Origin of the sequence: Arthrobacter sp. WCS2018Hpa-7 (genome assembly GCF_031843805.1) — a bacterium.
GTDB lineage: Bacteria > Actinomycetota > Actinomycetes > Actinomycetales > Micrococcaceae > Arthrobacter.
In genome coordinates, this window is sequence record NZ_JAVTJB010000002.1 from 113,376 (window position 1) to 134,349 (window position 20,974).

Genomic DNA, 20,974 nt, shown 5'->3' on the forward strand with positions numbered 1-20,974 from the left:
TTGAGGGTGCCGGGCGTGAGAACCAAGTTGAGTGCTCCGGGACACGTGCCATTGTTGGGGCCTAGAGTTGCAGGGTGGAAACTTTTGACGAGAAAACTGTCACCACGGCGCCCCCGGTTGCCGAACTGCACCTGCACATCGAAGGGACTCTCCAGCCAGAGTTGATCTTTGCCCTGGCCGAACGAAACGGCATCGAGTTGCCGTACGAAGACATCGAGGAACTGCGCGAAAAGTACGAGTTCACGGATCTGCAGTCCTTCCTGGACCTCTACTACGCCAACATGGCTGTTCTGCAGACCGAGCAGGACTTCACCGACATGACGCGTGCCTACCTGAAGCGGGCAGCCGCCGGGGGAGTGCGTCACGCGGAAATCATGATGGACCCCCAAGCCCACATCTCCCGGGGTGTGGCACTGGAAACCTGCGTCAACGGCGTGGCCAACGCCTTGTCCACCTCCGAAGAAGACTTTGGCGTCTCCACCCTCCTCATCGCCGCGTTCCTGCGGGACATGTCCGAGGACTCTGCCCTGGAGGTCCTGGACCAGCTCCTTGCCATGCATGCACCGATTGTGGGCATCGGGCTGGACTCCGCGGAGGTGGGTAATCCGCCGTCGAAATTTGAACGCCTGTACCAGCGCGCCGGCGAGGCCGGGCTGCGCAGGATCGCCCACGCAGGCGAGGAAGGCCCGGCCAGCTACATCACCGAGGCCCTGGACGTGCTCCACGTGGAGCGGATTGATCATGGCATCCGGTGCATGGAAGACACGGACGTGGTCCAGCGCTTGGTGGCGGAGCAGGTCCCACTGACCGTGTGCCCGCTCTCCAACGTGAGGTTGCGCGCAGTGGACAAGTTGGCTGACCACCCCTTGCCCGAAATGCTCGCCATCGGCCTGAACGTTTGCGTGAACTCCGACGACCCCGCCTATTTCGGTGGCTATGTGGACGACAACTTTGAACAACTGGCCAAGGTCCTGGAATTCTCCGTGCCGGAACAGGCCACGTTGGCGGCAAACTCCATCCGTGCTTCGTTCGCCAGTGACGCCCGGAAGTCGGTGTTGCTGGACGAGGTCACCGAGTGGGTGAAGGCTTCGGTTCCCCACGCCTAAACGGCCCATGGACCCAGTCAGCCGATACCCGTAGATCACTTGCGGCGTCCGGGATGTCACACTCGGTCACGACACACGGTGTTTACCTTCTGCAGTCGCGGGAATTAACAATTCATTGGCAAACTGCAAGAGAGTATTCACCCGTTGAAGGAGAAGCATGGGCGCGAACACCGCCGAGAACACCAACCTTCGTTTGAAGGCCGTACTGGACATCCTCGCTGAAAGCGTGTGGTCCGAGAAAACCCTCAACGCCGGCGAAGTCCTGGCCGAAGCGATCGTCCGCGTACCTTTCAATGATCACGAGGCTGAACTTCTTAGTGGCGGCATCCCCCGCGGCCACAAGACACTCACCTCGGCATCGGCCAAGCTGGTGAAGGCCGGATGGCTGGTCAAGGGCCGTTCCGGCTGGACCATTCCGGAGGACGGCTTGCGTGCGACCGTGGCTTTCCCGGATGCGGCCGCTTTCGGAGCAGCGCTCGACGCCGGAACCCCGGTTCCAGCCGACGTTCCCGTTCCGACGGCCCCGCCTGCGACGGCACTGCCTGCGAAGACTACGGCCAAGAAGGCAGCAGCCACTAAACGGGCTGCGGCTCCGAGGAAAGCGGCTGCTCCGAAGGTCGCGGCTACCGACGTAGCGGAGCCAAAGGTTGCCGCCGCAAAGGTGTCGGCACCCAAGGCCAAGGCCGCCACAGCCACCAAGGCACCGGCCGCGAAGAAAGCCACCCGCAAGGCGCCGGCCAAGGCAGGGTTGCGTCACGCCGTCGAGACCGTGCCGCAGCCGGATGCTGTGGCCATCGCCGGGGACTTCAACAAGATCCTGGGAGCTCCCGAGGACTGGGCGCCGCAGTACGACGAAGCCCAGATGGAGTTCAACCCGCTGGTTCAGGTGTGGACCATCACGGCTGAACTGCCCGCCGGTTTCTACACGTACAAGATCGCGCTCAACCGTTCGTGGGATGAGAACTACGGTGCGTTCGGGGCGCGCGATGGTGCCAACCACGAGTTGAACCACGACGGCGGCCCGGTCACCATCACGTACAGCCACGAGACGCGGGACATCGTGGTCGGCTAGTTTTCCGGTTCGAAACCTGCCCTTGTTCGTCCCACAACCCGTTGAACGATGAGTGGGACGGACAGGGGCAGGTTTCGTTAAGGTGGTTCCATGACTGACGAAGCCCAGCGCGTCACAGCCCGCATCACCGGCGTGGTCCAAGGCGTGGGATTCCGCTACTGGACTGCCCGGAAAGCCGACGAACTCACGCTGAAGGGAACGGTGCGCAACAGCCCCGACGGCTCGGTGGAGTTGGTTGCCGAGGGAACTGGCGCCGATGTTGAGCACCTCATGAAGTGGCTCCGTTCGTCGCGGGCCCCGGGCCGCGTGGCGGACGTCGACTTCCAGCTTTGCGAAGCAACAGGGGAGTTCGAAGACTTCCGGATTGAAGGCTAGGGGCCGAACCGATCCCAGGCTGACTCAGGCAGGCTGAACAGCAGTCCGCGTCGCCTCAATGTAGTGCTCCAGAGGCTTCAGCGCGGGCTGCGATGAAGCATCCCGGACAGCGTCCGCGCCAACGGCATTTGCCACTGCAAGGGCGTGCGAATACTCCAGCCCGGACTGAAGTGCCAGGACCAGGGCAGCGCAGAATGCATCCCCTGCGCCGATGGTGTTGGCAATATCAGTGACGCGCACGGCAGGGGCCTCGGCCACCCGTTCGCCATCGACGAAGATTGCCGAGCCGTCGCCACCGTAGGTGACGGCAACCAAGGGAGCGTCGCGAAGGGCGGGAATCAGCTCATACTCCGTCTCGTTCACGATCACCAGGTTGCAGCGTTCCAAAAGTTCGGGAATGATTGGCGCCGCCGGAGCGGCGTTCAGGACGAAGAAACCCGTTGCGCGCCGGGCGGCCTCCAACACCACGTCCTGGTTCACTTCGAGCTGGCAGAGGACAGCCTCGTCGGCACCGAAGCTCACGCCTTCCAAGGACACGGAACCGTTGGCGCCGGGGCACACCACAATCTGGTTCTCGCCCTCGCTGTCCACCAGTACCAGCGCGGTGCCGGTAGCGGCGTCCACGCGGGCTATGTCCTGGACGTCGACGCCGGCACCTGACATCGCGCTGATGAGGCCGAGGCCCGCGTCATCCTGGCCGACTGCCCCCACCATGCGGGACGTACCCGCGAGCCGGGCCGCCGCGACAGCTTGGTTGGCGCCTTTGCCGCCGGGCTGCTGGCGGAGGATGCCGCCGCCCACGGTTTCGCCCGGGGAGGGGAGCCGGCCGGCGGTGGCGGTGATGTCGAGGTTGATGCTGCCCACCACGGTCAGGGATGAGGGCGCAGCAAACTGAGGGGACGTGCTCATGGAAGGTCCTTTACGGGTGAAGGTCGGTTCAGGAAATCAGGGGAAAGTCAGGAGGACTGGATGACGGAGAGGTGGCCGGCCTTGGCAGCCACCAGGCATTTGGCGAGGTAGAAGGCGTTGCCGCTCCGGCGCACGTATTGGGTGAGGACAAGTACGGGATCGGACGGGCGGAGGCCCAGCAACTTGGCGCGGCTGGGACCTGCGGTGCTGAGGCTGATTTCGCATTCGCCGGGACCGAGGGAAACTCCGGGAAGACCGCCGAGGACCTCCAGGAGCGTGGACGCGGAAAGAGTGGGAGCCTCTGCCGCTTCGGCCAGGGCCTGGGCTTCAGGGATTCCTTGGGCCACGTTTTCCTGGAGGTGGGCAACAGGTTCGCCGTTCCTGATGAGCACGCTTTCCCAGAACCACACGTCCTCATCGGGCTGCACGCCGATGCCAGGAGCCACGAATTCCGACGCAGGCTGCTTGATGGCGGCGACCCGCTTGACCTGGATGTCTTGGTCCGGCCCGCCAAGGAGTTGGTCGAACGGACGAATGTGTTCGATGCCGATGCGGGGGAGCGAATCCGCTACGAAGCGGCCCACACCGCGGCGTGCCCGGGTGAGTCCGTCTTCTTCGAGCAACATCAGCGCTTCCCGGATCACGGTGCGGCTGACGTCCATCATGGTGCCCAGCTCGGTCTCCGTGGGAAGCAGCGAGCCTGGCGGCAGGATCTTGGTGCGGATGGCCTCGGCGATGCGGGAGTAGGCCGCGACGCGCAAAGGCTGACCTGGCTGGGTGGCGATGGGTCGTGACAGGAACTGGACGGCGTTGTCGGTCAAGGGTGCCTCACTTGAGATGGGTTACCGACACTGTACCGGATGAGTGTGACAGGTTGCACAAGCTCGTAATACATGCTTGTATAACAACTCACATCTCGTGGCGCCGCCCAGCGCCCTCGGACAAAGGAGTTTGATGTGAACATCCCCACCGCCACAGGCCCGCAGACGGTCGACCCGCAGCCCGTCGACCCGCAGGCCCCAGCATCGACGCAGACACCGGCAGCAGCCACGGACGAAGGCCGCTTCCACGGCAAAGCCGCCGCCCTGCTGATCACCACGCTGGTCCTGGCAGTGCTGGCCTTCCAACTCAACGCCAGCATGATCACTCCGGCACTCCCGCATATCGGCTCCTTCTTCGGCGAAACACCTGAAGCCGTGGCGCAGGTTCAATCGATGTTCTTCCTTGCCGGCGCCATCTCCGGTCCGGTCATCGGCCGATGGAGCGACTTCATCGGCCGCCGCAATGCCCTCCTCCTGGTCCTGGCGATCATGGGCGCAGGAACGGTGCTGTGCATTTTCGCGCCCACCCTGCCCCTGCTGGTCACCGGCCGCTTCCTGCAGGGTGTCTCCAGTGCCATCTTTGCGCTGTCCTACATCGTCCTCAATGAGTACCTGCCGGCCCGGCTCTTCGGCACCTCCATCGGCATCATCGCTGCCATCAACGGTGGAGTCGGCGGAGTGGATGGCTACTTCGGCGGACTCATGGCCGAGACCCTTGGCTTCCAGTCGATCTTCGTCGCTGTCCTGGTACTGGCTGCGATCGCCGTCGTCTGCGTCATCAAAGTGGTCCCCGGCGGCAAGTCCGCTGCGGCTCCGGGCCGGATGGACTGGTGGGGCGCAGGTTCCCTGTCCGTGTTCCTGGTCTTCATCACCTATTTTGTCTCCACGGGTTCTTCGGCCGGCTGGACCTCGCCTGCCGCCCTCGGCCTGCTCGCTGGCAGCATCGTTTCCTTTGCCGCGTTCTGGCTCATCGAGAAGAAGCGCGAAACTCCGCTGGTGGCAGTTCACCACCTCCGTTCACGCCAGGTCTGGCCCGTCATCGCCACCACCGTGCTGACGCTCGCCGGAATCTTTGCCATCATCAACTTCACCGTGGTGTTGCTGAGCCAGGACAAGGAAAACGGCTTCGGCCTGTCCGCGTCGGTCGCCGCCCTGCTCTTCCTCACCCCGGCTGCTCTGATCGGCGTCTTCGCCGCACCGCTCGCCGGTTGGATCGCCGACCGCCGCGGTTGGATCAAGACCGTCCGGGTCGGCACTGCAACCAGCCTCGCCTGCGCGATCGCCGCAGCACTGTTCTCGCATCACCAAGTGGCCGTCCTGATTGCGATCGCCGCCCTGGGCATCTTCTACAACGGCTTCTTCCTCACGGCCATCAACGGCCTGTCCGTCCTGCTGTCGCCCAAGGAAGCACCGGCCGCTTTGCCAGGCATCAACGGTGCCTCGTTCGGCATCGGGGCGAGCCTCGGCGTCGTGATTGTTGCCCCGTTCGCGGGCCTCGGCACCGCTGCCGGGTACTCCACAGCTCTGTGGATCTCAGTGTCCATCACTGCTCTGGCCTTCATCGTCAGCCTGTTCATCGCGGCTCCCAAGGGCGAAAAGATTTAGCGCACGACGTCGGCACGCGGCTCAGCGTGCCACGCACCAGAGCCTCACCCCACCCGCCCAACAAGCAGTCCGCTCCATCCTGAAACGAGAGACCATCATGACCCAGTCCGCACCCTTCTTCCTTGACTGCGATACCGGCATCGACGACGCCCTCGCCCTCGCCTACCTCCTGGCCTCTCCGCGGGCGGAGCTGGTAGGAATCGGCACCGTCAGTGGCAATGTCAGCGCGGCCGGCGGGGCCCGGAACACCCTGGACCTGCTGAACCTGGCCGGCTACCCGGACATTCCGGTGGCTGTCGGCGCGCACGATCCGCAGGTGGGCACCTTCCACGGCGGTGCCCCGCACGTCCACGGCGACAACGGAATCGGCGGAGTGGACCTGGCTCAGTCGGACCGCGAACCGGTGAAAGCCACCGCTGCCGAACTGTTGATCCAGCTGGCCCACCAATATGCGGGGGAGTTGCGTCTGGTGGCCATTGGCCCGCTGACCAACATTGCCGAGGCGCTGCGCCTGGAACCCAAGCTGCCCGAGCTCATTGCCGAGGTCACCATCATGGGTGGCGCGGCGCTGGCCCCGGGGAACATCACGCCGGTGGCCGAAGCCAACATCGCCAACGATCCCGAGGCCGCTGCTGAGGTGCTGGCTGCCGACTGGAACGTCACCCTGGTACCCCTGGACGTCACCATGGCCAACGTCCTCGAAGAGAATCACCGGCAGGAACTGCTGGCCACCGACCACCCGGTGTCGCAGGCACTCGGAGAAATGCTGGGCTACTACTTCGGCTTCTACATCGACATTTTCGGCCGGGCATGCTCGGCGATGCACGATCCCCTCGCCGCGGCCATCGCCGTCAGTGGAGTGGAATTGACCCTGGCTCCCACCGTTCGGGTCCAGGTGGACACCACGGACGGACCCGGTCGCGGCCAGACTGTGTGCGATCTCCGTGGACAGTACGCCGGCTTCCCGGAGCAGCGCGGTGCCCGCTGCCGGGTAGTGATGGAAATTGGCGAGGACTTCGCACCGCACCTGCTGGGTACTTTGCAGGCGGCCTGGCTTACTGAAGAGCAGGAGACCGTGCCCGTCGCCTAACGGGCGGGAGACTGGGGCATCGACGACGACGGCGGCAGCGGCCCGCCGTCGTCGTCCGCGTTTAAGCTGTTCTGCCTGTGCGCAAAAGCTGTGCCTACGTGTACATGAGCGAGCCGGGCGTGGTGAGCTTTTCGCCGGTTTCCAGCCAGGTTTTGAGGCCGGACAGGATCATGGGCCAGCCTCCGTAGAGTTGGTCGTTGGCGCCTTCGCGGAGTTGATCGTGCGTGACGGTGAGGTGGCATGAGTCGCCCACGGGTTCGATTTCCCACGTGATGCGCGACGTTCCCTCGGCCTTCACGTCGTCGCCCCACAGCGCACGCATGGTTTGGACGAGGCGTCGCGGGGGATCGACTTCGATGTTCTCGCCCTCGCCGAGCGGTGCGCCGGCATTCGCGTTGTGCATCTCGAAGCGGCTACCGGGTGTCCAGTCCGAGGTAAAAGTGTTTCCGAACTGGTACTTGCTGCGGATGTCGCTGTCCGTGATGGCTTCCCAGAGCCGTTCCGGAGTGGTCTTGATGTAAATCTCGAAGATCTTTTCCATGGGACTTTCCAATCTGGATTTGAGGTCGCTGAGGGCAGCGGCCCATGGTTCTGCGTATTTACTCACCCAGCGATCGTGGATGAGGCGGATGGGTACCGGGTTCAGGAAGTGCAGCTTTTCACGACCCCGACGGCGGGTGACCACCAATCCGGCATCTTCCAGCAGCTTGAGGTGCTTGGCGATGCCGAAACGGGTCATCTCGAACCGGGCTCCCAAAGCGGACGCGGACTGGCCATCCTTGCGGAACAGTTCGTCCAGCAATTCCCTGCGGGTGGGGTCTGCCAAGGCCTTGAACACGGTGTCCATGGCCTCAGGATAGGTGACCATTTGGTCACGTGTCAATGGCTTCGAACCTGGTCCTCGGTGGGCGGGGGATGGCGGCGAGATCGTGGGAAGCGCGTGAGATCGCCGTTCCTTTCCCAGTGATCCCGCAGGCTTCGCGCGAACTCGGCAGCGCCCGGCAGCGTAGCGGCCCGCCTGGCACGGGTGCTTCGACCGGCGGTACCTCCGATAGTTTCCATACTTCATCGGAAACTTCCTTGATAACCCATGCAATTTGGCCCGCTACGACTGCGATTTGTTGCTCCGAAACACCCCCATTGAGGCGGCAGCGACTGGAATTCAGGGCCTCAAGGTTACTCATGAGTTTCCGATACCAGCCTGTTGTTATTGCGTAAACTTTACGATAGTTTCTCTCTGTGATGTGCGTCGCACTGCGATGTGGGCGACGAAGGCCGAGTGAAGGACAACGATGACCATCCACCCTGAGGACTTGCGGACAGCCGAGGCGCGGCTGCAGCAACTGCACCAACGAATAGGCGGCATAGCCTATGGCGGGGATTACAACCCCGAGCAATGGCCCCGCGAAGTGTGGCTCGAGGACGCACAACTCATGCAGCAGGCCGGGGTCAACCTGGTGACGCTGGCGGTTTTTTCCTGGAGCCGCCTGGAGACCAGCGATGGCGTGTTCGACTTTGGTTGGCTGGACGACGTCATGGACCTGATGCACTCGCACGGCATCGGCGTTGACCTGGCAACACCGGACGCCGTGCCGCCGGCCTGGTTGGTGGAGCAGCACCCGGACATCATGCCGGAGCGCCCCGACGGCAGCATTTTTGGCTTCGGATCCAGGCAGCACTTCGATGTTTCCCACCCCGTGTACCGGGCCAAATCACTGGCCCTCGCGGAGAAGATGGGGGAGCGCTACGCCAGCCACCCAGCTCTGCGGATGTGGCACGTCGGCAACGAATACGGTCCGGTGTCCTATGGGCCCTGGGCTGAGAAGGCGTTCCGGGAATGGCTTCAGCGAAAGTACTCGTCCCTGGATGAACTCAACCAAGCGTGGAGCACCACGGTGTGGGGCCAGCTTTACTCCGACTGGAACCAGGTCCGCGTCCCCGCCCAACCCCGCACCTGGTCCAACCCGTCACGCCGCCTGGACTTCCACCGCTTCACGTCGGACAGCATGCTGGAACATTTCAAGGCCGAGCGGGACGTCCTTCGCCGTCACAGCCCGGATCTTCCGATCCTCACCAACTTCATGCGCTTCTACAAGACCAACGACTACTGGGCCTGGGCCGCTGAGGAAGACGCCGCAGCGCTGGACATCTACCCGGACCCCCGCGAGGAAGACGCCCACATTGCGGCAGCGTTGAACTTCGACCTCATGCGATCACTCCGGCACGGCCAGCCATGGATGGTGATGGAGCAAGCCACCGGCGCGGTCAGCCAGTGGTCCGTCAACGTCTCCAAGCTTCCGGGCAAGATGCGGCTCGGCTCCTACCAGGCCATCGCCCAGGGCGCAGATTCCATCCTGTTCTTCCAGTGGCGGCAAGCCAAAGGCGGAACCGAGCGCTACCACTCGGCCATGGTCAACCACGCCGGCCCGAACACCCGGATCTTCCGGGAAGTGTGCCAGCTCGGCCAGGAACTGAAGTCCCTCGGCGACCTGACGGACACACGGTCCACGGCCAAGGTGGCCATCGTTTTCGACTGGGACTGCTGGTGGGCGTTGGAGCTCGGCAACTCGCCGAGGTCGGACCTGAACTACGCGCAGGAAGTCCTGCGGTTCTACCGTCCCTTGTTCGAGGCCAACATCACTGTTGATTTCGTCAACGCCAACAGCGACCTTTCCGGGTACAGCCTGGTGATCATGCCGGCGTCGTACCTCCTCACCGACGCTGCTGCTTCCGGGTTTGAGAACTACGTGGCCGACGGCGGACGGCTGGTGGTCTCCTACCTTTCGGGCATCGTGGACCAGGACAACACCATCCGGCTGGGCGGCTACCCGGGCGCGTTGAGGAACGTCCTCGGTGCCTGGAGCGAGGAAATGCACCCGCTCGCCGGCGCGGACGAGCAAGTAAAGCTCTCAACGCCCGACGGCGGCACCTCCTCCGCGAGTTACTGGACTGAGCATGTGCACGCCGAATCCGCGGAGGTCCTGGCCAGCTACTCCTCGGGCCGCCTTGCCGGCGCTCCGGCCGTCACCCGAAATTCCTTTGGTCTGGGCACCGCACTGTACGTGTCGGCACGCGTTGACGAGGACTTGCTGAACCAGTTCCTGGAAGACCAACTCCGCGCGGCTGGTGTGGAGCCGGAACTGAAGGCGCCCGCGGGAGTCCAGGTCCGGCGTCGTGCTTCCGTTGCCGCTGACGGCACCAACAAGAGCTTCCTCATGGTGCTCAACCACAACGATGCGCCGTCCGGCGTTGACGTGCTCGACGGCGGCACGGACCGCCTCAGCGGACGCGCGGTCACCGGGCTGGTTGAGCTCCCTGCCAACGGTGTCCTGATTCTCGAGGAAACTGCAGGACGGGCGGCGGACTGATGGCATTACGACTGGATGTTCCACCCAAGGCGGTGGCGGGCCCTGAACCGGCATCGGCAAAGAAGCGGCGCAACAAGCCCGGGAGCTGGAAGTTGGCACTCAAACGCGACTGGCGCTTGTACACGCTGCTGGCACTGCCGCTGCTGTATCTCCTGATTTTCAGATACCTGCCCATGGCCGGCAACGTGATCGCGTTCCGCCAGTTCCAGCCCGGAGGCAGCATCTTCGGCGAGAAGTGGGTGGGCTTCAAATACATCACCCTGTTCATCAACGATCCCAGCTTCTGGCAGGCCTTCCAGAACACCATCATCCTTGGTGTCCTGACCCTGGTGTTCTGCTTCCCGATGCCCATCATCTTCGCGCTGATGCTCAACGAGCTGAGGTCGCAGAAGTTCAAGAAGTTCGTCCAGACCGTGGCCTACCTGCCGCACTTCATGTCCGTGGTGATCATCGCCGGCATGATCCTGCAGAACTTCTCCATGACCGGCACTGTGAACCAAATAGCGGAATCGTTGTTCGGAACCACCGTGAACTTCACGCAGGATCCTGGCTGGTTCAGACCCATGTACATCAGCTCCGAGGTCTGGCAGACCATGGGCTGGGGCGCCATCCTCTACCTTGCCGCGCTGACGCGCGTGGACGAATCGCTGTATGAAGCGGCCAGGATCGACGGCGCCAACCGCTGGCAACAGACCTGGCACGTGACGCTCCCCGCCATCAGGCCAACCATCATCACCCTGCTGATCCTGAACATCGGCACCTTCATGGCGGTGGGCTTCGAGAAGATCCTGCTCATCTACAACCCGCTCAACTACGCAACCTCAGACGTCATCTCCACCTATCTGTACCGGGTGGGCCTGGAATCCAGCAACTTCAGCTACGCGGCCGCCATCGGAATGTTCGAATCCGTCATCGGCCTCACGCTGATCCTCTCAGCGAACGCGATCTCAAAGCGCCTCGCAGGAACGAGCCTGTGGTGAACAAGACAGCTACTGCCATCAAGGGCGGCGCCGTCCAAGGCGTCCTGGTGAAGGATATGAAAGTCTCACGCGCCATGCGGATCTTCCGGGCCTTCAACCTGGTGTTCCTGCTGCTGGTGGTGTTCCTGACGGTGTACCCGTTCCTGAACATCATCGCCCAGTCGTTCTCCAGCGAAGGGTTCATCAACGCCGGCCAGGTCAACCTGTTCCCGATGGGCTTCAACACCGAGACGTACAAGCTGATCCTGGCCGACTCCACGTTCTGGAACAACTACGGCAACACCGTCCTGTACACCGTGGTGGCAACGGCCATTTCCATGGTCCTCACCACCGCCTTCGCCTACGCCATCGCCAAGAAGGACCTCAAAGGACGCAGTGTCTTCATTGGCCTGGCCGTGTTCACCATGTTTTTCAACGGCGGGCTGATTCCCAACTACGTGCTCATCAGTTCCCTGGGCATGCGGGACACCATCTGGGCCGTGGTGCTGCCGAACGCCATCAGCGTGTTCAACCTGCTCATCATGAAGTCCTTCTTCGAGAACATGCCCCGCGAACTGGAGGAAGCAGCGTCGATTGATGGGCTTACCCAGTACGGGGTGCTGTTCCGGGTGGTGCTGCCGCTCAGCAAGGCGATCGTGGCCACCATGATCCTGTTCTACGCAGTAGCCAACTGGAACTCCTGGTTCCAGGCCTTCCTCTACCTCGACAATCCGGACCTCTTCCCGGTCACCATCTACCTGCGCAACATGATCGCCGGAGTCACCACAGCGGGCTCAGCCGGCGGAACAGCGGAGAACGTCGGCCAGATCGCCGCCAACATCCAGTCGGTCACCATCGTCCTGACCGTCATCCCCATCCTTTGCGTCTACCCCTTCGTGCAGAAGTACTTCTTCTCGGGCGTCATGCTCGGTTCCGTCAAGGAATAACCCTTATGAAAGGACATCCCATGATCCACAAACCTGAGCTCCGCAGGCCAGAATTCCGTAGGCGCGATTTTCTTGGACTCGCCTCCGTTGTCACCATCGGACTCATGCTGACCAGTTGCGACGCCGAAACCACCGAAAAGGTGGATACGTCCAAGTCCCGCAACGGTGCGATGGACAGCTTCGGCGTTGGTGACACGTTCAAGGCGACGGTGCCGCTCACGTTCACGTTCCTGTTCTCCGATCAGCCAACCTACCCGTATAAGAAGGACTGGCTGCTGTTCACCAAGATGGCCAGCGACAACAACGTCACCTTGGAACCCACCATCGTGCCCAACAGCGACTACGAGCAGAAGCGCAGCCTGCTCATCAGCTCAGGCAGCGCCCCGGAAATCATCGCCAAGACCTACCCAGGGCAGGAAGCAGCGTTCGTTTCCGCCGGTGCCGTCCTTCCCGTCAGCGACTACGTGGACCTGATGCCGCACTTCCAGGAGAAGGTGAAGAAGTGGAAGCTGGAGCCTGAGATCGAAGGGCTGACCCAGGAAGACGGTAAGTACTACGTCCTGCCCGGCCTGCACGAGGAACTCTGGCCCGACTACTCCCTGTGCTTCCGCAAGGATGTGCTGAAGAAGGAAGGCCTTACCGAGCCCACCACCTGGGACGAATTCCGTGACGTGCTGCGCTCGCTGAAGAAGGCTTACCCTGACGTGGTGCCCTACTCCGACCGGTTCAAGGGCGACAGTGTCCTGAACATCTCCAGTGCGGCCTTCGGGACGCAGGCCGGGTGGGGGCTGGTGGACGGCCTGCAGTTCGATGAGGACAAGAAGGAGTTCGGCTTCGCCGCCGGCTCGGACAAGTTCAAGGACCTGGTGACCTACTTCAACTCCCTGGTGTCCGAGGGCCTGATGGACCCTGAAAGCTTCACCCAGACCGACGACTCCGCCATCCAGAAATTCGTGTCCGGCAAGTCGTTCGTCATCAGCGCCAACTCGCAGAATGTCATCACCTACCGCACGTCCATGGAGCAGTCCCTGGGCAAGGGCAACTTTGAGATCGGCAAGATCACGGTTCCCGGTGGCCCGGCAGGAGACATCATCGGTGGAACCCGGTTGGAGAACGGCATCGTGCTGAACTCGTCCGTGAAGGACAAAGACAGTTTCGTGGCACTCATCCAGTACATCGACTGGTTGTTCTACAGCGACGCCGGTCAGGAGTTCAGCAAGTGGGGCGTGGAAGGAACCACGTTCACCAAGTCCGGCGGCAAGCGTCAACTCGCCTCCGACATCAACTTCCAGGGACTCAATCCCGCCGGCACCAAGGACCTCCGGGTGGAGTACGGATTTTCCGGCGGCAACTTCGCCTACGGCGGCGCCACGGAACTGCTGCAGTCCACGTTCAATGACGAGGAATTGGCGTTCCAGGAGGCCATGAAGGCCAAGAAGCCACGCCCCGTGCCCCCGCCCGTACCGTTCAACGACATTGACCGGGAGCAGGCGACCCTTGCACTCACCCCGCTGAAGGACCACGTCAAACAGAACACCCTCAAGTTCATCACCGGGCAGCGCGCTCTGGGCGAGTTCGACGCCTACGTCAAGGAACTCGACAGCAAGGGCCAGACGAAATACGTGGAGTTGGCGAACAAAGCCTACAAAGCGTACGCGGACAAGAAGTAGCTCTTCGGATGGCTGCAAAGGAAGCACAGTACGGGTCCGGCCCGTTGTTCAGGGCGGCGGGCGTGGTGTACGGCGTGATGGTGGGTGGGGCTTTGCTGGTGCTGGCCAATGCGCTGGTAGTGCTCATGCCGTTGCTGGCTGGACTCGTGGGTCCTATGGCGTTGTTGGGGATCGTGTTGGTGGGCCCCTCGGTGGTGGCTGCCTGCTACGCCTTCAATCGACTTCTCACCGGTGAGGATACGGGGGTATTCCACGACTTTCTGAAGTCCTACCACCGCAACTTCGGCCAGGCCTTGGTGGTATGGCTTACTTACGCTGCCCTCCTTGCAGTCATCGTCGCGAACCTCTCCAGCCTGCCGGGCAGCAACCCTGAAACGGTTGCTGCCCGGATCGGGCTGGTGGGGCTTGGCCTCTTGGTGAGCACGGCTGCCCTGCACGCGATGCTGCTGCTTTCCCGCTTCGATTTCCGCACCGTGGACCTCTACCGGCTGTCCATCTACAGCATTGGTGTCCGGAAACGGGTGGCACTGGGAAACGTGGGGATCCTCTTCATTACGGGCTTCGTGATGATCTCCACCAGCGTGTGGCTGATGTTGTTCGTCGGCGGCCTGATGGTCTACTTGCTGTGCCTGAATTCCCGACCGCTGCTGGCGTTGGTGGAGGAAAGGTTCACCGTTTCAGTGGCTGCCAGCGCAGCAGTTCCCGCGGCTGGATCCTCCCCGGCGGGCTAGAGGTTCGTCCGGACCACGGCACCTTGGGCGATCACCGTGCTGACCTTTTCCAGGGCCGAGCCATCGGTCAGGGGATCCGAATCCACCACCACGACATCCGCCATGGAGCCGCGAACCAAGCGACCGACGCTTTCGCCGCGTCCCAGCAAACGCGCCGCATTGGTGGTGGCTGCCTGCAATGCTTCCAAGGGGGTCAGTCCGGCTTCCGCGAGCAAGCGAGCCTCCGTGCCGATCGGTGTCACGTCCGTTCCGAAGGAATCGGTGCCGGCCACAATCGTGACTCCAGCGTCCTTGGCTGCGCGCACCGCGGCCTGAAGGATGGGTGTGTACTCCGTTCCGCGTGCGGCCAGGATCGGGTTGGAGGAGCGGGCCATGCTGGTGATGGCATCCATGGTGGGTGTGAAGAAGGTGCCGCGCCGGGCCATCTCCTGGATGGTCTTTTCCGTCATGAAGACGCCATGCTCGATGCTGCGGACCCCGGCGCGGACTGCGCCGTCGATTCCTTCGGCGCTGTAGGCATGGCAGAGGACACCGGCTCCCTTGGCTGCCTTAACGATCGCTCCGAGCTGATCCACGTTGTAGACCAACTCACGGGGATCCTGCTCCGGAAGGCCCGCCCGCGGGTTGGCGCGGGTCTTGATGACCTCGGCGCCGCGCTTGAGGTTGATGCGGGTCAGGTACGCGAGGTCCTGCGGCTCCGTCACGCCACCGCTGAGCGTCGCCAAAGGTGCCAAGTCCGGATCAGCCAAGAGGGAATCGCCCTGATCCGGTGAAATGAACAGCCCCGCCGGAGTCATCCTGGGCGAGAGTCCAGGAGCCCACGACGGCAGCGCTGCGAGGGCAATGTCCTGGTAGAAAGTGCTCGAACCGCTGCGTACGCTGGTGGCTCCGCCTTGCAGGAGGGCACGGGCGTCGGCCAGTGCGTTGGCGTGGACGTGGGCATCGACGAGTCCTGGCAGGACCCATTTACCCGAGGCGTTGAGCCTGCGGGCACGGTTCGCGACGGCGGCAACAGCCTTGCGCGTTTCGTCCCGGGTACCGACGGCGGTGACCTTGCCGCCGTCGAGCACCACCACACCATCTGCCACAGCGTCGCCGGTCTTTGGGTCCACCACTGTTCCGCCCTCGATAATGAGCGCCTGGGTGGTCAACGGACGTCCGGGGTAGTTCGGGCCAGACTTCGCGTTGTCCGCGAGGGCGGCTGGCGCTGATGCCAACTGTGTTGCGATGCCGGCCACGGAGATCCCGGCCAGTGCTGCAGCTCCGGCGAGGATGCCTCGGCGGGGCAACTCACCCTGGGGCTTGGGTGCTGAGGTGTGATCGTGAAGGCACATTGTTGGACTCCTGGGGAACGAGCTGCTGGGCCGCTACTTTGCTGCGGATAAGCGTTTGGTATTCCAGAATGCCTTAGGCTTGCGGGGCGACGCAAGCAATAATTGAAACTTACTGAAGAGATTTGCCTGCTTGGTATTCCAAGACGTGGGCCTGCTTGGTGGACCTCATTGGTGGACGTCCCAAAATTCCGACCCGCAAGTTCACTCCCGCCCGAGCCCGCGGCGCATCCCGCGCGCGCCGTTGTTGAGGCAGTCCAAGACGCGCCCAGCATCAGGCCTGGCCCGCACGCCGTTATTGAGGCAGTCCACGACGCGCCCAGCATCAGGCTGGGCTCCGCACACCGTTAAAGAGGCATTCCGGGACGCGCCCACTATCAGGCCGGGGCCCGCGCACGCCGTTATTCAGGCAGTCCCGACAGTCCCGAGAGTCTTCGTTCGTTGCCGGTGTTGGGCGGGTTGTTGTTCTGCCGACGCTTTCTTGTGTTCTGTGGGGTGTGTGGTGGTGGTTGCGTCGGGGTGTTCGATGGGGGTCGATGTGGGGTGGGGGGATGAACCAGGGGACGCCGGTTTCCATGTCGATCCGCCACTGTTCCTTGTGGATGAGGTGGTGGTGGTGGCTGCAGAGCAGGGTGCCGTTCTCTGTTGAGGTGGTGCCGCCGTGGGACCAGTAAGTGATGTGGTGTGCTTCGCACCAGGGTGCGGGCATGGTGCAGTCGGGGAACGCGCAGCCGCCGTCGCGGGCGGTGATGGCTTTGCGGATGTGGGGTGGGAAGATCCGGGTGGTGCGGCCGACGCCCAGGACACGGGAGTCGCTGCCGAGCAGGACGGGGATGATCTCGGCGTCGCAGGCGATTTTGCGGATGGTGTTCGGGTGCATCGGGCCCGTGAACGTCGCAGTCCCCGTCCCTGTACCAGTTCCAGTCCCGGTGCCGGTGCTGTGCTGGTTGTGGTGGTTTTGGACTCGTTCGAAGAGGTCGCGTTCGTCGATGGTGACGGTGAGTTGGGGTGGGAGGCCGCCGTTGGAGGGCAGTTTTCCTGTGCGCATGGCGAGGCTGCAGGCTCCGGTGAGGCCGTTGAGGTATTTCTGTGGCCGGGTGCGCCGGTCCAGGTCCGGGCCGGCGCTTTTGCCGTTGTCGGGGCTGTCCCCGGTGTCGGTGTTCTCCCCGGTGTCGGTGTTCTCCGCGGTGCCGGGCTCGTTGGTGGTGGTGAGGCGTGGGTTGGTGGCGACGTTCATGGCGGTGGTGAGGATTTCGTATTGTTCGTCGGTGGCGAAGATTTCGAGGTGGTGCAGTCCGTGGCGGCGTCGGCGGCGCAGGAACACGCCTTGGAGTTGGCGGAGGATTTCTTCGGAAGGTTCGGGGCCGTCGTGGTCGATGAGGTCGGTCCAGCGTTTGGCCATTTTGGTGACGAAGTCCGGGTCGGTTTCGATCGCGGTGGTGGTCAGGGCGTGTTCCATCCGGGTCAGGGTGTCCTCGTCGGTGAGGTTCCGGACTTTGTCCAGGGCGGTGCTGATGATCGTCGCGGACCGGGAGGGCACCAGCGCGGAACCAACCGCTTGTGCCAGTATGTCGCGGCGGGCCGGGATCTCCTGCCCGGCGATGCCGACCTGGGGGAGGACCTCGGGGGCGAGCGCGAGCCTGCGTTTGGCTTCGCCGATGCCGATCCTTAACCGTGCCCGCAGGAACTCGGCCGCGTTCCGGTACCCGTCATCCAGAACACTGGCCGCCCCCGGAACCGTTGCCCCCGGATCCGTTGCGTCCGTGGATGCGTCAGTCCAGCCCGTCCGCCATTCCGGCGCTGCCGCCGAGGACCCCGGACCGGCCTGTAGTGCTTCCGCCCGTGTCCGCTCCACAGCCTGCGCAGCAACAACCTGGACGTACTCCAAGGACCGCGAAATCTCCTCGATCCTGCCAGCGAAGTCAGCAGCCTCAACAAACCCAAACAACCGCGTTTCACCGGCGGCTATCGCTCGTAGCGCGTCCGCTGCGGCAGCACCCTCAAGTAGCGCCGCTTCCAAGGCGGGCAGGTCAGGCAACGGCGGCCCCGCGGACAACGAGTCCCGCCCTTCCCGTGGTGCGGATTCCGGGCCCACGGACAGCGCCGCCCTTCGCGGCGCTTCTGGTACAGCTGCACCAGTTACGGGCACACTCAAAGGCAGATTCCAGAGCATGGAACCCCGATCCTCGGGCGGGCCCACGGACGGCGCCGCCTCCCGCAGTGCCTCAGGCGCAGAAACACAGGGAGTGGGCAACGAATCGAGTCCCGGAAGCAGCCCGGAGTTCCGGTCGGTAACCGCTTCGGCGATTGCCGGAGTCGGGCATGTGCGGGCAGCGGGGCCGGGAGGCACGTCCACAGAGAAGAACGGCATGTGAGGGGGCACCTCACTGGCGCCGGACGAACCTGCCCGCCGCGCCACGATCTGCCCTATGCCATCCATAAATCAAGCTTGTCACCATGGTGTGACAGCTATAAGCCCTCATCTGCGCTATGTGGAAAACTGCCGGGAGAAGGATTGGGAAGTCGTTCTCCAGGAGGTCGGAGCGATGGAGAACGAAGCCCGATGCTCGGCGGCGCAAAACGCACGACTGCGGCAGGTCGCCGTCGTGCATTGCTCGCCTGTGGCGCGGACTGCCGAAGTTGCGGTCAGGGCTGCTGTGATGCAGCCGCGGCAGGTTCGAGGTCGGCGCGGGTGAGCAGCTGGGCCGGGGGATCCGGAAAAGATGCCGTAGACGTCAGCGCCAAATCCGGCCCAACATGGACCAATTCGCCGGATTCCATAGGGCGCCAGCCTGGGTTGTGATCCATCGGTTCGGTGGCGAAGAGGACGTGCGGATGCCGGGAAAGCTCGGTGCTGCGAGAGCGGATCCGCCTGCTCCGGGCGTCCAGTGGTGCCTCCGGATCCGGCGCGACGGGGTCCCGTTCCAGTACGTAGAGTTCGTGGGTGTCCGGATATCTGAGGGCCCACATATCCGTTGCCGTGGTGAGGATGAAATTGAGGCTGAAGACAGGCACCTCGCGGGCGATCCACGTGATGGCTTCCGTGATGCCGACCCCCAGGTCACCCCCGGCGCGGCGGGTTTCCGCGGTAATCAGCGCAAACAGGCGTTCGCTGTCCGATTGTCCCCGCACCAGGTCCATGACACCGAGTTCTGTGAGCCGCTGATCGAGGTGATCGAGCCCATGGAGGACGCCGTTGTGCGCGAACAGTCGACCGTCTTGCTCGAATGGATGCGTGTTGACCATGGTGAGTGCGCCAGTACTGGCGTACCGCACGTGGGCCAGGAAGGTGGTGCTTTTGAGGTCCCGAGCTTCACGGGCGAAGGCGTGATCTTCCCAGGCAGCCAGCGGCTGCTTGGCCACGTGGGCCTTGCCGGCCGCATCGAAGGTGCCGATGCCGGCGCCGTCGGGCTCACGCTGACTTTGCACGGAGAGGCTGTCCGGGGCGTCCAGCAACCAGAACGTGGCGCGGACCGGCCTCGGCCCGGCATGAAGCCCGAAGAGTCGGCACATATCCAACCTCCTTTCCGGAGTCAGTGGTGGAAGCCCTCTGCCTGCTTATCCGAGGGCATGGGGGCAGTGAGGCTGTCGAGGTAGTCCACTTCCTTCTTGAGGTCGGTGATGAAACTGGAGGCGAGGTCCCGGGTGAAACCGTTGCGGACCACGATTCTCTGGACGGTGACCTCACTCAAGCCATCAGGCAGGGGATAGGCAGGAACCAGCCATCCGCTCATTCTGAGCCGTTCCGAGAGGTGGTGAAGGTTCCAGTGTTCCGTGTGGCCATCGCTGAGTTGCCACGCGAACACGGGGATGTCTGACCCATCGCTCCACAGGGTAAACGCGTCCATCGCTCCGATCTCGCTGGAAAGGTAGAGGGCTACATCGCGGGACGTGGCTTGGACGGACCTGTAACCGGCAAAGCCGAGGCGAAGGAAGAGGTAGTACTGCAGCAACACCTGCGCGCCGGGGCGGGAGAAGTTCAAGGCGAATGTGGGCATGTCCCCACCCAGATAGCTGACGTGGAAGATCAGGTCCTCGGGGAGCGCCGCAGCGTCCCTCCACACCACCCAGCCGAGGCCGGGATACACGAGCCCGTACTTGTGGCCGGAGGTGTTGATCGAGGCCACGCGGGGAAGCCGGAAGTCCCACACCGTTTCCGGCTGCAGGAAAGGGGCCACCATGGCCCCGGACGCACCGTCAACATGGATGGGGATGTCCAGGCCCCGGCGTGCCTGGATGTCGTCCAAAGCTTCCGAGATCAACTCCACGGGTTCGTACATGCCCGTGTAGGTCACGCCCAGGATGGCGACGACGCCGATGGTGTTCTCGTCCACATACTGGTCCAGGTCATGGCCGTCCAGCGTGGGGTGCTCGGCTGACACGGGCACGAAACGGGGCTCCACATCCCAGTAGTTGCAGAATTTCTCCCAGCACACCTGCACCGCGGAGCTGAGGATGAGGTTGGGTTTCTCCGTGGACTTGCCAGCGGTGCGCCGCTCATGTTGCCAACGCCGCTTCAATGCCAGCCCGCCCAGCATGCAGCCTTCGGAGGACCCGATGGTGGACGTGCCGATGCTTTTCCCGGGGTCGGGCGCGTGCCAGAGGTCCGCGAGCATCCGCCAACACCTGGTCTCGATGAGTGCCGTCTGGGGGTATTCGTCCTTGTCGATCATGTTCTTGTCGAACGTTTCGGCGTAGAGGGCGGAAGCTTCCTTCTCCATCCATGTCCCCACGAACGTGGCCAGGTTCAGCCGCGAATTGCCGTCCAGCATCGCTTCGTCGTGGACAACCTGGTACGCGGTTGCCGGCAGCGACTCGGACTCCGGCAGGGTGAAGCGGGGAAAGATGGTGGATTCTCCCGGACGGCTGAACAAAGGATTAAGTTCGACGGCGGTGTCCGGTTCATGCTGTGACGCTCGGTGGGATCTGCTCACGCGGCAACTCCTTGGGATCGTCCGCTCGCGGCGGGGGCAACCTGTCCTCGGCTCAC

At 63.3% G+C, this 20,974-nt stretch carries 17 protein-coding genes; 10 read left to right on the top strand and 7 right to left on the bottom strand.

Annotation, left to right across the window (positions count from 1 at the left end; translation table 11 throughout):
* Positions 1-74: 74 nt before the first annotated feature.
* From RQH14_RS03085 to RQH14_RS03095, 3 genes are all read left to right on the top strand, one after another.
* Complete coding sequence (locus RQH14_RS03085; RefSeq protein WP_311211874.1) at positions 75-1,106, top strand: adenosine deaminase; 1,032 nt, start codon at positions 75-77, stop codon at positions 1,104-1,106.
* A gap of 157 nt (positions 1,107-1,263) precedes the next feature.
* Complete coding sequence (locus tag RQH14_RS03090; RefSeq protein ID WP_311211875.1) at positions 1,264-2,178, top strand: glycosidase; 915 nt, start codon at positions 1,264-1,266, stop codon at positions 2,176-2,178.
* A 90-nt stretch (positions 2,179-2,268) separates the two neighbouring features.
* Positions 2,269-2,553 (top strand): acylphosphatase, encoded by a 285-nt coding sequence (locus RQH14_RS03095; RefSeq protein WP_311211876.1) that lies wholly within the window; start codon positions 2,269-2,271, stop codon positions 2,551-2,553.
* Positions 2,554-2,577: 24 nt separating this feature from the next.
* On the opposite strand, the gene RQH14_RS03100 is transcribed toward RQH14_RS03095, so the two are convergent.
* Both RQH14_RS03100 and RQH14_RS03105 read right to left on the bottom strand, forming a co-directional pair.
* Positions 2,578-3,462 (bottom strand): ribokinase, encoded by an 885-nt coding sequence (locus tag RQH14_RS03100; protein ID WP_311211877.1) that lies wholly within the window; start codon positions 3,460-3,462, stop codon positions 2,578-2,580.
* 47 nt (positions 3,463-3,509) lie between these two features.
* Positions 3,510-4,283, bottom strand: a complete 774-nt coding sequence (locus RQH14_RS03105; protein WP_311211878.1) for a GntR family transcriptional regulator — start codon at positions 4,281-4,283, stop codon at positions 3,510-3,512.
* Between the two features lie 135 nt (positions 4,284-4,418).
* On the opposite strand from RQH14_RS03105, the gene RQH14_RS03110 reads away from it, so the two are divergent.
* Positions 4,419-5,888, top strand: a complete 1,470-nt coding sequence (locus RQH14_RS03110; RefSeq protein WP_311211879.1) for an MFS transporter — start codon at positions 4,419-4,421, stop codon at positions 5,886-5,888.
* A gap of 97 nt (positions 5,889-5,985) precedes the next feature.
* On the top strand, positions 5,986-6,978 hold the full coding sequence (locus tag RQH14_RS03115; RefSeq protein ID WP_311211880.1) for a nucleoside hydrolase: 993 nt from the start codon (positions 5,986-5,988) through the stop codon (positions 6,976-6,978).
* Between the two features lie 94 nt (positions 6,979-7,072).
* Here RQH14_RS03115 and RQH14_RS03120 read toward each other — a convergent pair whose 3' ends face one another.
* Positions 7,073-7,825, bottom strand: coding sequence for a metalloregulator ArsR/SmtB family transcription factor (locus tag RQH14_RS03120; protein ID WP_311211881.1), 753 nt, complete (start codon positions 7,823-7,825; stop codon positions 7,073-7,075).
* 445 nt (positions 7,826-8,270) lie between these two features.
* On the opposite strand from RQH14_RS03120, the gene RQH14_RS03125 reads away from it, so the two are divergent.
* Genes RQH14_RS03125 through RQH14_RS03145 form a run of 5 tightly spaced genes read left to right on the top strand, consistent with a single transcriptional unit; the run spans position 8,271 to position 14,653 of the window.
* Positions 8,271-10,346, top strand: a complete 2,076-nt coding sequence (locus tag RQH14_RS03125) for a beta-galactosidase (RefSeq protein WP_311211882.1) — start codon at positions 8,271-8,273, stop codon at positions 10,344-10,346.
* Entirely contained in the window at positions 10,346-11,326 is a 981-nt protein-coding gene (locus RQH14_RS03130; protein WP_311211883.1) for an ABC transporter permease subunit, read from the top strand. Before RQH14_RS03125 ends, RQH14_RS03130 begins: the two co-directional genes overlap by 1 nt.
* Before the next feature lie 56 nt (positions 11,327-11,382).
* A complete protein-coding gene (locus RQH14_RS03135; protein ID WP_311212094.1) occupies positions 11,383-12,252 on the top strand; it encodes a carbohydrate ABC transporter permease in 870 nt (289 codons plus the stop codon).
* Positions 12,253-12,257: 5 nt separating this feature from the next.
* Complete coding sequence (locus RQH14_RS03140; RefSeq protein WP_311211884.1) at positions 12,258-13,922, top strand: extracellular solute-binding protein; 1,665 nt, start codon at positions 12,258-12,260, stop codon at positions 13,920-13,922.
* A gap of 8 nt (positions 13,923-13,930) precedes the next feature.
* Positions 13,931-14,653 carry a DUF624 domain-containing protein gene (locus tag RQH14_RS03145; RefSeq protein ID WP_311211885.1) on the top strand — a complete coding sequence of 241 codons (723 nt, stop codon included), beginning with the start codon at positions 13,931-13,933 and terminating at the stop codon, positions 14,651-14,653.
* On the opposite strand, the gene RQH14_RS03150 is transcribed toward RQH14_RS03145, so the two are convergent.
* The 4 genes from RQH14_RS03150 to RQH14_RS03165 form a co-directional block, all read right to left on the bottom strand.
* Entirely contained in the window at positions 14,650-15,987 is a 1,338-nt protein-coding gene (locus RQH14_RS03150) for an amidohydrolase family protein (protein ID WP_311211886.1), read from the bottom strand. The genes RQH14_RS03145 and RQH14_RS03150 overlap by 4 nt on opposite strands.
* 322 nt (positions 15,988-16,309) lie before the next feature.
* Positions 16,310-18,424: a DUF222 domain-containing protein gene (locus RQH14_RS03155; RefSeq protein ID WP_311211887.1), complete on the bottom strand. Its 2,115-nt coding sequence runs from the start codon at positions 18,422-18,424 to the stop codon at positions 16,310-16,312.
* A 206-nt stretch (positions 18,425-18,630) separates the two neighbouring features.
* A complete protein-coding gene (locus tag RQH14_RS03160; protein ID WP_311211888.1) occupies positions 18,631-19,497 on the bottom strand; it encodes a class II glutamine amidotransferase in 867 nt (288 codons plus the stop codon).
* Between the two features lie 20 nt (positions 19,498-19,517).
* Positions 19,518-20,918: a glutamate decarboxylase gene (locus RQH14_RS03165; RefSeq protein WP_311211889.1), complete on the bottom strand. Its 1,401-nt coding sequence runs from the start codon at positions 20,916-20,918 to the stop codon at positions 19,518-19,520.
* Positions 20,919-20,974 lie beyond the last annotated feature (56 nt).

Coding starts and splice junctions, on each gene's coding strand:
- RQH14_RS03090 (WP_311211875.1), top strand. CDS start 1,264: ATGGGCGCGAACACCGCCGAGAACACCAACCTTCGTTTGAAGGCCGTA.
- RQH14_RS03095 (WP_311211876.1), top strand. CDS start 2,269: ATGACTGACGAAGCCCAGCGCGTCACAGCCCGCATCACCGGCGTGGTC.
- RQH14_RS03100 (WP_311211877.1), bottom strand. CDS start 3,462: ATGAGCACGTCCCCTCAGTTTGCTGCGCCCTCATCCCTGACCGTGGTG.
- RQH14_RS03115 (WP_311211880.1), top strand. CDS start 5,986: ATGACCCAGTCCGCACCCTTCTTCCTTGACTGCGATACCGGCATCGAC.
- RQH14_RS03120 (WP_311211881.1), bottom strand. CDS start 7,825: ATGGACACCGTGTTCAAGGCCTTGGCAGACCCCACCCGCAGGGAATTG.
- RQH14_RS03125 (WP_311211882.1), top strand. CDS start 8,271: ATGACCATCCACCCTGAGGACTTGCGGACAGCCGAGGCGCGGCTGCAG.
- RQH14_RS03130 (WP_311211883.1), top strand. CDS start 10,346: ATGGCATTACGACTGGATGTTCCACCCAAGGCGGTGGCGGGCCCTGAA.
- RQH14_RS03135 (WP_311212094.1), top strand. CDS start 11,383: ATGAAAGTCTCACGCGCCATGCGGATCTTCCGGGCCTTCAACCTGGTG.
- RQH14_RS03140 (WP_311211884.1), top strand. CDS start 12,258: ATGAAAGGACATCCCATGATCCACAAACCTGAGCTCCGCAGGCCAGAA.
- RQH14_RS03145 (WP_311211885.1), top strand. CDS start 13,931: ATGGCTGCAAAGGAAGCACAGTACGGGTCCGGCCCGTTGTTCAGGGCG.
- RQH14_RS03150 (WP_311211886.1), bottom strand. CDS start 15,987: ATGTGCCTTCACGATCACACCTCAGCACCCAAGCCCCAGGGTGAGTTG.
- RQH14_RS03155 (WP_311211887.1), bottom strand. CDS start 18,424: ATGGATGGCATAGGGCAGATCGTGGCGCGGCGGGCAGGTTCGTCCGGC.
- RQH14_RS03160 (WP_311211888.1), bottom strand. CDS start 19,497: ATGTGCCGACTCTTCGGGCTTCATGCCGGGCCGAGGCCGGTCCGCGCC.